8 protein-coding genes are annotated in these 13,852 nt (G+C 73.0%); all 8 read left to right on the top strand.

All coding sequences use genetic code 11. The features are described 5' to 3' along the window. Positions 1-225 precede the first annotated feature (225 nt). Positions 226-2,520 (top strand): ATP-binding protein, encoded by a 2,295-nt coding sequence (locus tag QUY26_RS10065; RefSeq protein WP_289945184.1) that lies wholly within the window; start codon positions 226-228, stop codon positions 2,518-2,520. A 416-nt stretch (positions 2,521-2,936) separates the two neighbouring features. Next, positions 2,937-4,544: a PucR family transcriptional regulator gene (locus tag QUY26_RS10060; RefSeq protein WP_289945183.1), complete on the top strand. Its 1,608-nt coding sequence runs from the start codon at positions 2,937-2,939 to the stop codon at positions 4,542-4,544. A 315-nt stretch (positions 4,545-4,859) separates the two neighbouring features. Further along, positions 4,860-6,305 carry an aldehyde dehydrogenase family protein gene (locus QUY26_RS10055; protein WP_289945182.1) on the top strand — a complete coding sequence of 482 codons (1,446 nt, stop codon included), beginning with the start codon at positions 4,860-4,862 and terminating at the stop codon, positions 6,303-6,305. A gap of 196 nt (positions 6,306-6,501) precedes the next feature. Beyond that, positions 6,502-8,451, top strand: coding sequence for an acyl-CoA dehydrogenase family protein (locus QUY26_RS10050; RefSeq protein WP_289945180.1), 1,950 nt, complete (start codon positions 6,502-6,504; stop codon positions 8,449-8,451). 77 nt (positions 8,452-8,528) lie between these two features. Further along, positions 8,529-9,827, top strand: coding sequence for a 1-deoxy-D-xylulose-5-phosphate reductoisomerase (dxr, locus tag QUY26_RS10045; protein ID WP_289945178.1), 1,299 nt, complete (start codon positions 8,529-8,531; stop codon positions 9,825-9,827). Next, positions 9,824-11,125: a M50 family metallopeptidase gene (locus tag QUY26_RS10040; RefSeq protein WP_289945174.1), complete on the top strand. Its 1,302-nt coding sequence runs from the start codon at positions 9,824-9,826 to the stop codon at positions 11,123-11,125. Before dxr ends, QUY26_RS10040 begins: the two co-directional genes overlap by 4 nt. Positions 11,126-11,362: 237 nt before the next feature. Further along, positions 11,363-12,517 carry a flavodoxin-dependent (E)-4-hydroxy-3-methylbut-2-enyl-diphosphate synthase gene (gene ispG, locus QUY26_RS10035; protein WP_289945173.1) on the top strand — a complete coding sequence of 385 codons (1,155 nt, stop codon included), beginning with the start codon at positions 11,363-11,365 and terminating at the stop codon, positions 12,515-12,517. Positions 12,518-12,703: 186 nt separating this feature from the next. Then, positions 12,704-13,762: a LacI family DNA-binding transcriptional regulator gene (locus QUY26_RS10030; protein ID WP_289945171.1), complete on the top strand. Its 1,059-nt coding sequence runs from the start codon at positions 12,704-12,706 to the stop codon at positions 13,760-13,762. Positions 13,763-13,852: the final 90 nt, after the last annotated feature.

Raw genomic sequence — 13,852 nt, 5'->3', positions numbered from 1 at the left:
ACGGACCCGATGGCGCGTTCGGCGCGCACGCCGCCTAACTGCGGTGCGTGGGCACTAGATTGAGCCGCGAACCACCGTGAACCACTGGACAGGGCAGGTCAGGGGGCAAGGGCCATGACTTCCGACGGCACGCACGACGCTCGCGGTACGCACGCCACGCCGGTGCCGCGTCCGGCGCCGCGACCCGTGTCGCCGCAAGGCGGCGGGAGCGATGTCGAGCGCGCCATGAGCGAGGCAGGGCGTCCCGCGGCCGAGCCCGGGCGCGCCCCTGGCGACCCCGGGCCCGCCGGGCGCGGGGTGGCGCCGCGCGCGGGGGAGAGGGGCGGGCGAGCCGCGAACGGCGGTGCGCACGGCGGCAGCGGTGGTGCGCACGGCGCGAACGGCGCGCACGGCGCGAACGGTGCTGGGCACACCCGGCCGGGCGGCGGGCACGCCGGGTCCGGTCCCGCGCCCGCCGACAGCGGAGGCGGCGCGCCCGCCCTTCCGCCCCGGCCCACCCGCGCACCCGGCGCGGCGGCCCTCACCGAGGGCGAGGAGTTCCTCGTCTGGCTGCGCACGCCCCGGCCCGCGGCGGTCCCCGGGGTCTGGCGGTTCGGGCACCGGCCCCGGCCGGAGCAGGAGCCGGAGGTCGTCCCGACCCGGCAGCTCCTCAGCGGCGCGGTGATCGCGTTCCTGGTGGGCTGGCTCGTCTGGTCGCTGCTCTGGAACGGCTACCTGGGCGGCTGGTGGGTCGTCCCGCTCGAGCTGTTCCTGCCCGACGCCTGGATCTACACCGGCGACAGCGTCGGCAACGCCATCGTCTGGAACGCGTACTACACCGTCATCGCCCTCGGCATCATGATCGCCGTCGGCCGCGTCGGCCGCTGGGGCGAGGTCTGGCGGCGCTTCGTCGCGCCCCGCCTCAAGCGCCCCGCGCCCCCCGCCCCGCCGCCCCCGCCCGGGGAGGACCCCGCCGAGTGGCCGAAGCTCCGCGCGGGCGGTGCCGGAGCCGCCGCCGACCGGCTCGCCGCCGAGGCCCGCGCGGGCCGGATGCGGGACATCGACGTCGCCCGCATCGCCCGCGCCTGGCGCTCCGTGCGCTCCGGCAACAGCCCGCTCGAGACCTTCACCGCCGCCGTCGTCCGCGACGGCGCCGCCGCCTGCCCGCACCCCTCCGGCGACCGCGACCTGCCCGCCCGGGCCGCCCGCCACGACCTCGCCACGGCGCAGGTCCGCATCGGCACGACGGTGGACGACCCCCGCAACCCGTACGCCTACCGGGGCACCGGCCTCGCGCTCGGCCCCGACCTGATCGGCACCTCCCTGCTCGCCGTCGGGCCCGCCGGGTCCGGCAAGACCGGCACCGTCGTGTGGCCGATCGCCGAGGCGCTGTGCCTGCAGGCCCTCGCCGGGCGGGCCGCCGTCGTCGTCGTGGGCGCGGCGGGCGCGGGCCTCGGGCCCGGCGACGACTACGACGTGGTGGTGCGGATCGGCCACCCGGACTCCGTGTACGACCTCGACCTCTACGGCGGTACGACCGACCCCGACGAGGCCGCGGCCGTGCTCGCCGAGGCGCTGGTCGGCGACCTCGTCGACCCGCACCCCGGGGCCGACAGCCGCCGCTCCACCACCGTCCTCGCCCAGCTCCTCGGCCCGTTCCACGCGGTCCACGGCCGCTTTCCCGCCGTACCGGAGCTGCGGGCCCTGCTCGACGGCGTGCCCGGCCCCCTCGGCGCCCTCCGCAAGTCCCTCCAGGACGCCGGGCAGGAGGTCATGCTGCGCGAACTCGACGCCCGCGAGCGGCAGCTGGGGCACCCCGGCGACCCCGGCGCGATCCTCGCCGACCGCATCGCGCTGCTCGACCGGCCCGCGTTCGCCGCGTTCTTCGACACCTCGGGGCAGACCACGCCCTTCTCGCTGCGCGCCCTCGACCACCCGGTGCGGGTCCGCATCGACCTGCCCGAGCGCGGCCACGCGGACGCCTCGCGGATCCTGGCGCGGCTCGTGCTCGCGCAGTTCACCGCGTCCGCCGCCGTACGCGACGACCGCTCCCTGTTCGCCTGCCTCGTCCTCGACGACGCCACCGGCACGGTCACGCCGGAGGCGGTGCGCCGCATCCAGCGGCTGCGGTCCGCGAACGCGGGGGTCGTCATGACGCTCCGTACGCTGGACGACGCCCCGCGGCCGCTGCGCACGCCCCTGCTCGGCGCCGTCGGCTGCCGCATGGCCCTGTCCGGGCTCACCCCCTGGGACGGGCAGGACTTCGCGGAGGTCTGGGGCAAGGAGTGGACGGAGGCGCGGGACGTCACCGACCGCCAGATCATCGCCGAGACCCCCGCGGGCAAGGCCGTCCACGTCCTGCGCCGCGTCATCACCGGCCAGGCACCCACCGCACGCGCGGTCACCGTCCGGCAGGTCGAGCGGGAGCGCTGGTCGGCCTCCGAGCTGGCGCACGCGGTGCCGCCGGGGCACGCGGTCCTTTCGCTGACGGATGTCCGGGGGGAGCACGCGCCGCCGTTGCTGGTGGATCTGCGGGGGTGAGGGGCGCGCGGCTGCGCTGGTGAGGTGAGGTGGGGTGGGGTGAGGTGAGTGGGGTCGGGGCGTCACTCCGGTCGACCGGCAGGCCCGCCCGCCTCGGCGCGAGGCGGGGGCGCGCGGTGGTGCGGGTGTGCCCACGGCGCGCGGTAAAGGGCGCCGTCTATACCCCGCAAGCCGCCCAGGGCGACCATACGGTGAGGCAGAATCGACAGCAGCCGTCATACGTGACGGCCAAAAGATCAACTGGTGAGCCCTCGGCGGCCCGGCACGTACCGGACCGGCGTACGGCTCACCGGCAGCCGCCCGCACACACCCGCGTCACACTCGTAGCGCACCGCCGCATACCCGCACCGCACCCGCACCGCACCCACCCGCGGTCCCGCCGACCGGACTCCGCCGCCGTACGACCTGAAGGTCCCATGCCGCCCACGCTCGCCTCGCTCGTCCACCACTCCGCGCTCAAGCTCACCGTGCGCGCGGGCGAGGACCGCCTGGACACCCCCGTGCGCTGGGCCCACGTCAGCGAGCTCGCCGACCCCGTGCCGTACATGGAGGGCGGCGAGCTGCTCCTGATCACCGCGCTGAAGCTGGACGCGGAGGACCCCGACACGATGCGGCGCTACGTGAAGCGGCTCGTCGGCGCCGGCGTCGTCGGCCTCGGCTTCGCCGTCGGCGTGAACTACCCCGACATCCCCGACGCGCTCGTGGAGGCCGCACGGGCGGAGGAGCTGCCGCTCATCGAGGTGCCGCGCCGCACCCCCTTCCTCGCCATCAGCAAGGCCGTGTCGGCCGCCATCGCCGCCGACCAGTACCGCGCCGTCACCGCCGGCTTCGCCGCCCAGCGCGAGCTGACCAAGCAGGCACTCGGCGACGGCGCGCAGGGGCTGCTCGGCGCGCTCGCCGGACAGGTCGACGGCTGGGCCGCGCTGTACGACGCGTCGGGCGCCGTCGTCGCCACCGCGCCCGAGTGGGCCGCCCGGCGCGCCACCCGGCTCATCCCCGACGTCGAGCGGCTGCGGGAGCGGCCCGCGCCCGCGAGCCTCGTCGTGGCCGGAGCCGACGACCGGGTCGAACTGCACACCCTCGGCACCGGGCGGCGGCCGCGGGCGGCGCTCGCCGTCGGCACGGCCTCCACCCTCGGCACCGCCGAGCGGTACGCCGTGCACTCCGCGATCGCCCTCCTCACCCTCACCACCGAACGCTCCCGCGCCCTCCAGGCCGCGGAGGCCAGGATCGGCTCCGCCGTGCTGCGGATGCTGCTCGCCGGGGAGCCGGACCACGCCCGCGCGGTCGCCGGCGATCTCTACGGCGGTCTCCTCGACGCGCCGTTCCGGCTGGTCGTCGCCGAGGTGGCCGGGCCCGCGGCGGAGGCGGCGGGCGAGGCGGCGGGGGCGGCCGAGGGGGCCTGGTCGGCCGAGCTGGTCGACGCCGTCGAGTCGGCCGCGGCGCGCTTCGGGGAGGCGCTGCTCGTCGTGCCGTACGGGGAGCGGCTCGTGCTCCTCGTCGCCGACGGCGGGGCCGCGCATCTCGCCACCGTCGAGTACGCGGCGCTCCTCGACGCCGGGCGGGCCGAGGGACGGGAGCCCGCGGAGGAGCCCGGGCCGCTCATGGGGCTCTCGGCGCCCGCCGGGCCCATCGCCGCCGCGCCCGCCTACAAGCAGGCCGAGCAGGCGCTGTCCGTCGCCCGGCGGCGCGGGCGGAGCCTCGTCGAGCACGAGGAGCTGGCCGCCGGGTCGGTGCTGCCGTTGCTCGCGGATGACGCGGTGCGGGCGTTCGCGGACGGGTTGCTGCGGGCCCTGCGGGAGCACGACGCCACCGGGCGGGGGGATCTTGTCGCCTCGCTGCGGGCGTGGTTGTCCCGGCACGGGCAGTGGGATGCCGCTGCCGCTGACCTCGGGGTGCATCGGCACACCCTCCGGTACCGGATGCGGCGCGTCGAGGAGATCCTCGGACGCTCCCTCGACGACCCGGACGTCCGGATGGAGCTGTGGCTGTCGCTGAAGGCGACTTCGGCGGCCGGCGAATAGGCCGCTCCCTCGCGGGGCGCCCCGGTCCCACCCCTTCTCCGAACCCGGGGGCCGCGCCCCCTGGACCCCGCTCGTCGGCGCTCCGCGCCTCGTCCTCAACCGCCGGACGGGCTGTGACTTGGGTGGGTGTCCCGGGCGGGTGGGACAGGCCGGCGCCGATGCGGGGGGAGCGAGACGACCTCGCCCCTGACATTCCGGTGCGCCGAGCCGCCCCACTACGCCGAGTCGGACAAGCCCCGCAGGAAAGCCGCGCCCCTACCGTGGGACCCGTACCCCCGAAGACGAACGAACCTCCGCGGAAGGGCCGGGATTCTCATGACTTCCATCCACGCCTTCTGGCTCGCCGGTCGCCAGACCACCGGTGAGACCACGCTCGACGTCACCTCGCCCTGGGACGGGCGCCTCGTCGGCAAGGCGGCCGTGCCCACCGACGCGCAGGTGGAGGAGGCCGTCGCGGCCGCCTACGCCGTGCGCGACGAGTTCGCCGCGACCCCGGCGCACGTCCGCGCCGCCGCCCTGGACCACGTGAGCCGCCGCCTCGTCGAGCGCACCGAGGAGATCGCGCAGCTGATCTCCGCCGAGAACGGCAAGCCGATCAAGTGGGCGCGCGGCGAGGTCGGCCGCGCCGTCTCCGTGTTCCGCTTCGCCGCCGAGGAGGCCCGCCGCTTCAACGGCGGCGAGGCCCAGCGCCTGGACACGGACGCCGGCGGCCAGGGCCGTCTCGCCTTCACGCGCCGCTTCGCCAAGGGCGTCGTGCTCGGCATCGCGCCGTTCAACTTCCCGCTGAACCTGTGCGCCCACAAGGTCGCCCCGGCGATCGCCGTCGGCACGCCGATCATCCTGAAGCCCGCCCCGGCGACCCCGCTGTCGGGCCTCCTGATCGGCGAGCTGCTCGCCGAGACCGAGCTGCCCGCGGGCTCCTGGTCGGTGCTTCCGGTCGCCAACGACAAGATGCCCGCGCTCGTGCAGGACGAGCGCCTGCCCGTGGTCTCCTTCACCGGCTCCGAGAAGGTCGGTTACGCGATCATGGACTCGGTGCCGCGCAAGCACTGCACCCTGGAGCTCGGCGGCAACGGCGCCGCGGTCGTCCTCGGCGACTTCTCTTCCGAGGCCGACCTCGACTGGGTCGCCGCGCGCGTCGCGACCTTCTCCAACTACCAGGGCGGCCAGTCCTGCATCTCCGTGCAGCGGGTGATCGCGGACGCGTCCGTGTACGACCGGCTGCTCCCGAAGATCGTCGAGGCGGTCGAGGCCCAGGTCACCGGCGACCCGTCCGACCCGAGGACCGACGTCGGCCCGCTCGTCAACGAGGACGCGGCCAAGCGGGTGGAGTCCTGGGTCGACGAGGCCGTGGGCGCCGGAGCCAAGCTCCTGACCGGCGGCAAGCGCGACGGCGCCACGTACGCGCCGACCGTCCTCGCCGAGGTGCCCGCCGACGTCACGATCGCCTGCGAGGAGGTCTTCGGCCCCGTCATGACGGTGACGAAGGTCGACGGCGAGCAGGCCGCGTACGACGCCGTCAACGACTCCAAGTACGGCCTCCAGGCGGGCGTGTTCACCCACGACCTGCAGGCCGCCTTCCGCGCCCACCGCGCCCTGGAGGTCGGCGGCGTCGTCATCGGCGACGCCCCCTCCTACCGCGCCGACCAGATGCCCTACGGCGGCGTGAAGCAGTCCGGTGTCGGCCGTGAGGGCGTCCGCTTCGCCATGGACGACTACACGTACGAGCGCGTGATGGTCCTGACGGGCATCGAGCTGTAGCCACCGTCCCACCCGCCCCACCCGAAGAACGGCCGGAGCCCGCTGTGCGGGGGCTCCGGCCGTTCTTGCGCGTTCGCTGCGCGAGGACTGGTGGGAATGCCGGGAATCGGGTACGAACGATCGAGTAGCACTGGTGAGTAACCATGATCCGGTTCTGTCCGGCCCAAGATCGGTCCCGACCCCGACTCGCGGCGAGGTGAGCCTCTTGTCCGCACCACACTCCACAGAGCCCAAGGTTTCCGAACGGGAGGCCAGGCAGGTCGCCGAGGCCGCCCGCGAGCAGGACTGGCGCAAGCCGAGCTTCGCCAAGGAGCTGTTCCTCGGCCGCTTCCGGCTCGACCTGATCCACCCGCACCCGCTGCCCACCGACGAGGCGACCAAGCGCGGCGAGGAGTTCCTGGCCAAGCTGCGCGACTTCTGTGAGACGAAGATCGACTCGGCCCGCATCGAGCGCGAGGCGCAGATCCCCGACGAGGTCGTCAACGGCCTCAAGGAACTCGGCGCGCTCGGCATGAAGATCGACACCAAGTACGGCGGGCTCGGCCTCACGCAGGTCTACTACAACAAGGCGCTCGCGCTCGTCGGCTCCGCCAACCCCGCGATCGGCGCGCTGCTCTCCGCCCATCAGTCGATCGGCGTACCGCAGCCCCTGAAGCTGTTCGGCACCCAGGAGCAGCGGGACGCGTTCCTGCCGCGCTGCGCCCGCACGGACATCTCCGCGTTCCTGCTCACCGAGCCGGACGTGGGCTCCGACCCGGCCCGCCTCGCCACCTCCGCCGTCCCCGACGGGGACACCTACGTCCTGGACGGCGTGAAGCTGTGGACCACCAACGGCGTGGTCGCCGATCTCCTCGTGGTGATGGCGCGGGTGCCCGAGTCCGAGGGGCACAAGGGCGGGATCACGGCCTTCGTCGTCGAGGCCGCGTCCGAAGGCGTCACCGTCGAGAACCGCAACGCCTTCATGGGCCTGCGCGGCCTGGAGAACGGCGTCACCCGCTTCCACCAGGTGCGCGTCCCCGCCGCCAACCGCATCGGCCCCGAGGGCGCGGGCCTGAAGATCGCCCTCACCACCCTCAACACCGGCCGCCTCTCGCTGCCCGCGATGTGCGTCGGCGCGGGCAAGTGGTGCCTGAAGATCGCCCGCGAGTGGTCGGCCGCGCGCGAGCAGTGGGGCAAGCCCGTCGCGTACCACGAGGCCGTCGGCTCGAAGATCTCCTTCATCGCCGCGACCACCTTCGCCCTGGAGGCCGTCCTCGACCTGTCCTCGCAGATGGCCGACGAGGACCGCAACGACATCCGCATCGAGGCCGCCCTCGCCAAGCTGTACGGCTCCGAGATGGCCTGTCTGATGGCCGACGAGCTGGTGCAGATCCGCGGCGGCCGCGGCTTCGAGACCGCCGAGTCCCTCGCCGCGCGCGGCGAACGGGCCGTGCCCGCCGAGCAGATCCTGCGCGACCTGCGCATCAACCGCATCTTCGAGGGCTCCACGGAGATCATGCACCTGCTGATCGCCCGCGAGGCCGTCGACGCCCATCTGAAGGTCGCCGGGGATCTGATTGACCCGGACAAGACCCTCTCCGACAAGGCCCGCGCGGGCGCCGCCGCGGGCGCCTTCTACGCTCGCTGGCTGCCCAAGCTCGTCGCCGGTCCGGGCCAACTCCCGCGTACGTACGCCGAATTCCATCCGGTGGGGCACCCGGACCTCGCGGCCCATCTGCGCTACGTCGAGCGCTCGGCCCGCAAGCTGGCCCGCTCCACGTTCTACGCCATGTCCCGCTGGCAGGGGCGGATGGAGACCAAGCAGGCCTTCCTCGGGCGGATCGTCGACATCGGCGCGGAGCTGTTCGCGATGAGCGCGGCCTGTGTGCGTGCCGAGCTCCTGCGCACCACCGAGGGGTACGGCCGCGAGGCCTACCAGCTCGCCGACACCTTCTGCCGGCAGTCCCGCATCCGCGTCGACGAGCTCTTCGGACGTCTGTGGACCAACACCGACGACCTCGACCGGCGGGTGGTCAAGGGGGTGCTCTCGGGCACGTACACCTGGTTGGAGCAGGGCGTCATCGACCCCAGCGGTGACGGTCCCTGGATCGCGGACGCGACGCCGGGCGCGAGCACGCGGGAGAACGTCCACCGTCCCATCCGCTGACGCACGGGCCCGTCCGCCCCGGCGCGAGCCGAGAGGTGCTGTCGGATCCCGGGCCGGGTGCGGCCACAATGGGGGGCATGAGCGAAAGCCCTGCCCCCCTCGCCGACCCGCACCTCGTCTTCGACCCCGTAGGGACCGAAGGACCGAGGGACATCGTCATCCTCGGCTCCACGGGTTCGATCGGCACCCAGGCCATCGACCTGGTGCTGCGCAACCCCGACCGCTTCCGCGTCACGGCCCTGTCCGCCGCGGGCGGCCGCGTCGCGCTCCTCGCCGAGCAGGCCAGGCGGCTGCGGGTGCGGACCGTCGCGGTCGCCCGCGAGGACGTCGTACCGGCCCTGCGCGAGGCCCTGCGCGCGCAGTACGGCGCAGGGGAGCCGCTGCCCGAGATCGTCGCGGGCCCGGACGCGGCCACGCAGCTCGCCGCCACCGACGCGGCCCACTGCCACACGGTCCTCAACGGCATCACCGGCTCCATCGGCCTCGCCCCCACCCTCGCCGCCCTGGAGGCGGGCCACACGCTCGCGCTCGCCAACAAGGAGTCGCTGATCGTCGGCGGCCCGCTGGTCAAGGCGCTCGCCAAGCCGGGCCAGATCATCCCGGTCGACTCCGAGCACGCCGCGCTCTTCCAGGCGCTCGCCGCGGGCACCCGCGCCGACGTCCGCAAGCTCGTCGTGACGGCGTCCGGCGGCCCCTTCCGCGGCCGTACGAAGGCCGACCTCGCGAACGTCACGCCCGCGGACGCGCTCGCGCACCCGACCTGGGCCATGGGCCCGGTCATCACGGTGAACTCCGCCACGCTCGTCAACAAGGGCCTGGAGGTCATCGAGGCCCATCTCCTGTACGACATCCCCTTCGACCGCATCGAGGTCGTCGTGCACCCCCAGTCGTACGTGCACTCCATGGTCGAGTACGCCGACGGCTCCACCATCGCCCAGGCCACCCCGCCCGACATGCGCGGCCCCATCGCCATCGGGCTCGGCTGGCCCGAGCGGGTCCCGGACGCGGCCCCCGCGTTCGACTGGTCGAAGGCCTCGACCTGGGAGTTCTTCCCGCTCGACACCGAGGCGTTCCCCTCGGTCGGGCTCGCCCGGCACGTCGGGGAGCTCGCGGGCACGGCCCCGGCGGTGTTCAATGCCGCCAACGAGGAGTGCGTGGACGCCTTCCTGGCGGGCGCGCTGCCCTTCACCGGCATCATGGAGACCGTGACCCGGGTCGTCGCCGAACACGGCACACCGCGCGCGGGAACCTCGCTTACCGTGGCGGACGTCCTCGAAGCGGAGACCTGGGCGCGCGCCCGGGCCCGTGAACTGACGGCCACGACCCCCTCGCCGGCGAAGGCGGGGCACCAGACGACCGCGGAGGCTCGTGCATGACGACCTTGATGATGATCCTCGGCATAGTCGTCTTCGTGATCGGGCTGCTGTTCTCGATCGCCTGGCACGAGCTGGGCCACCTGTCGACCGCGAAGATGTTCGGCATCCGGGTGCCCCAGTACATGGTCGGCTTCGGCCCGACGCTGTTCTCGCGCAAGAAGGGCGACACCGAGTACGGCATCAAGGCCATCCCGCTCGGCGGCTACATCCGCATGATCGGCATGTTCCCGCCGGGTCCGGACGGGAAGATAGAGGCACGTTCCACCTCGCCCTGGCGCGGCATGATCGAGGACGCCCGCTCCGCGGCGTTCGAGGAGCTCAAGCCGGGCGACGAGAGCCGTCTGTTCTACACGCGCAAGCCCTGGAAGCGCGTGATCGTGATGTTCGCCGGTCCTTTCATGAACCTGGTCCTGGCCGTCGTGATCTTCCTCGGCGTGATGATGACCTTCGGCATCAGTACGCAGACGACGTCGGTCGGCAAGGTCTCCGACTGCGTCATCGAGGCCAGCCAGAACCGCAACACCTGCGAGAAGGGCGACAAGCCCGCCCCCGCCAAGGCCGCCGGCCTCAAGGCGGGCGACAAGATCGTCGCCTTCCAGGGCAAGGACGTGGGCGACTGGTCCGCGCTCCAGTCGAAGATCCGCGACACCGTCGGCCCCGCGACGCTCACCGTCGAGCGCGACGGCAAGCGCCTCGACCTGCACGCCAACCTGATCAAGAACCAGGTCAGCAAGACCGACGGCGACGGCGGCTACGTCGAGGGCAAGTACGTGTACGCCGGGTTCCTCGGCTTCACGCCCGCCTCCGGCATCGTCCAGCAGTCCTTCGGCCAGTCCGTGGACCGCATGGGCAACATGATGGAGAACGGCGTCGAGTCCATCGTGGCGCTGCCCTCGAAGATCCCCGACCTGTGGGACGCGGCCTTCGGCGACGGCGACCGCAAGCAGGACTCGCCCATGGGCGTGGTCGGCGCGGCCCGCGTCGGCGGTGAGGTGTTCACCCTGGACATCCCGCCGGAGAACCAGATCGCGATGATGCTGTTCCTGCTCGCGGGCTTCAACCTCTCCCTGTTCCTGTTCAACATGTTGCCGCTGTTGCCGCTGGACGGCGGGCACATCGCGGGCGCACTGTGGGAGTCGCTGCGCCGCAACGTGGCGAAGGTGTTCCGGCGGCCGGACCCCGGCCCCTTCGACGTGGCGAAGCTGATGCCCGTCGCCTACGTCGTCGCCGGCATCTTCATCTGCTTCACCATTCTGGTGCTCGTCGCGGATGTGGTTAACCCGGTGAGAATTTCCTAGACACGCGATGTTTGCGGCGGTCGGGCACCATGTGTGGTCGGCCGCCGCAGTGTGTGCGATGCCGCCCGCTCATGGGTGGACATCGGGGCGGGATGTGCCTGAGCCCTGCGGGGTGCCGTAACCTCGAACCCGCGAATGAGCGATGTAGTAGCGAATCCGCCCATGCGTGGCGGAGCCGCGAAGCCCGGTGCCCGCCGAACTCGGGACCTTGATCCACACCTTGGGGATGCACGCCAGATGACTGCCGTTTCTCTCGGAATCCCGTCCGTACCGACCAAGCTTGCCGACCGCCGGGTCAGCCGCAAGATCCAGGTCGGTACGGTGGCCGTCGGCGGGGACGCGCCGGTGTCGGTGCAGTCGATGACGACGACGCGTACGTCGGACATCGGGGCGACGTTGCAGCAGATCGCGGAGCTGACGGCGTCGGGGTGTCAGATCGTGCGGGTGGCGTGTCCGACGCAGGACGACGCGGACGCGCTGGCGACGATCGCGCGGAAGTCGCAGATTCCGGTGATCGCGGACATTCACTTCCAGCCGAAGTACGTGTTCGCGGCGATCGATGCCGGGTGTGCGGCGGTGCGGGTGAACCCGGGCAACATCAAGCAGTTCGACGACAAGGTCAAGGAGATCGCGCGGGCGGCGAACGACGCGGGGACGCCGATCCGGATCGGGGTCAACGCCGGGTCGCTGGACGCCCGTCTCCTGAAGAAGTACGGCAAGGCGACGCCGGAGGCGTTGGTGGAGTCGGCGCTGTGGGAGGCGTCGCTGTTCGAGGAGCACGGCTTCCGGGACATCAAGATCTCGGTGAAGCACAACGACCCGGTGGTCATGGTCAACGCCTACCGGCAGTTGGCCGCGCAGTGTGACTATCCGTTGCACCTGGGTGTGACGGAGGCGGGTCCCGCGTTCCAGGGCACGATCAAGTCGGCGGTCGCCTTCGGCGCGCTGCTCTCCGAGGGCATCGGCGACACGATCCGCGTCTCCCTCTCGGCCCCGCCGGCGGAGGAGGTCAAGGTCGGCATCCAGATCCTGGAGTCCTTGAACCTGCGCCAGCGCCGCCTGGAGATCGTCTCCTGCCCCTCGTGCGGGCGTGCGCAGGTGGATGTGTACAAGCTGGCGGACGAGGTGACGGCGGGTCTGGACGGCATGGAGGTGCCGCTGCGCGTCGCTGTCATGGGGTGTGTGGTGAACGGGCCGGGTGAGGCGCGTGAGGCCGATCTGGGTGTCGCGTCCGGTAACGGCAAGGGCCAGATCTTCGTCAAGGGTGAGGTCATCAAGACGGTGCCGGAGTCGAAGATCGTGGAGACCCTGATCGAAGAGGCGATGAAGATCGCCGAGCAGATGGAGAAGGACGGCGTGACGTCGGGCGAACCGTCGGTCACGATCAGCTAGTCCCGGCCCCCGGGCCTTGTCCGGTTTCCCCGGTTCCCTCCCCCCTGCGCGGGTGGGAGGGAACCGCCGCGCAGCAGCGGGGCGCGTTGCTGTGCAGGGCCGAGTACGCCCGAGTACGCGGGCCGCCGCGGGGAAAGACCTTCCCGAGGCCGGGGAAGCGGTTCCCCGGGGGCGGGGAGGCGGCCGATGGCGGGGAGGCGGCGCGGGCGCGTCACCATCGGGGACGTGGCGCGGGAGGCCGACGCCTCCGTGACCACCGTCTCCCGCGTGCTCAACGACGTCACCACCGTCGACCCCGCCCTCGCCCACCGCGTCCGCCGGGCCATCGCCGACCTCGGCTACCGCCCGAGCGCCACCGCCCAAGGCCTGGCCCGCGGCCACTCCGGCACCCTCGGCGTCCTCGTACCGGACCTGGCGAACCCGCACTTCAGCGACCTGGTGAAGGCTTTCACCGCGACGGTGCGCGCCAGCGGCGCCCGCGTCCTCGTGATGGACTCCGACGAGGCCCCGGCCGTCGAACGCGACCTCGCGGAGGACCTGCTCAGGTACGCCGACGGCCTCCTCCTGTGCGCACCCCGCATGCCCCGCACGGACCTCGCCGCCCTCGCGGGCCGCGGCGCCCCGCTCCTCGTCGCCAACCGTCGCGTCCCCGGACTCGCCCTGCACACCGTCGGCGTCGACTTCCACCAGGGCGTGCTCGCCGTCTGCGGACACCTCGCCCAGCTCGGCCACCGCCGCGTCGTCTACCTCGCCGGACCCGAGGGCTCCTGGGCCAACCGGGAGCGGCTGCGCGCCCTGGCCGGGGCCGAGGCCTTCGGCCTGCGCGCGACCGTGCTGGCCTGCGGCTCCACCACGGACGACGGCTACGCGGTCGCCGAGCGGGCACTGGCGGCCGAGGGCACCGCCCTGGTCGCGTACAACGACTTCGTCGCCCTCGGCCTGCTGTCCCGCCTCGCCGAACTGGGCGTACGCGTCCCCGACGACATCTCCCTCACCGGCTTCGACGAGATCGACCTGGCCCGGTTCTCCTCGCCGCCGCTCACGACGGTAGCGGTACCCCGAAGCGGGCTCGGCCGGGCGGCCGCCCTCGCGCTCGTCCGGCTGATGAGCGGAGACACGGACGGCGACGACGGCGACGTGGACGGCGAGGCGGGCGGCGGGACCGGCTGTGACCAGGGCGAAGCCGCCTCCGAAGCCCTCCCCGTCGAGCTGCACGTTCGCGGTTCCACCAGCGCACCATCTTGACAGCTCCGATGTATCGCAGGACCTTGTTCGGGAGCTTGAGGTCAGAAAGCGCTATCTCGCGTCATTGATGCCCTCGTCATGCTCGGCGTG

Source organism: Streptomyces flavofungini (assembly GCF_030388665.1).
In the GTDB taxonomy this organism is placed as follows: domain Bacteria; phylum Actinomycetota; class Actinomycetes; order Streptomycetales; family Streptomycetaceae; genus Streptomyces; species Streptomyces flavofungini_A.
The sequence above is the reverse complement of the archived record's forward strand: the minus strand, read 5'-3'. Positions and strand labels throughout refer to the sequence as shown.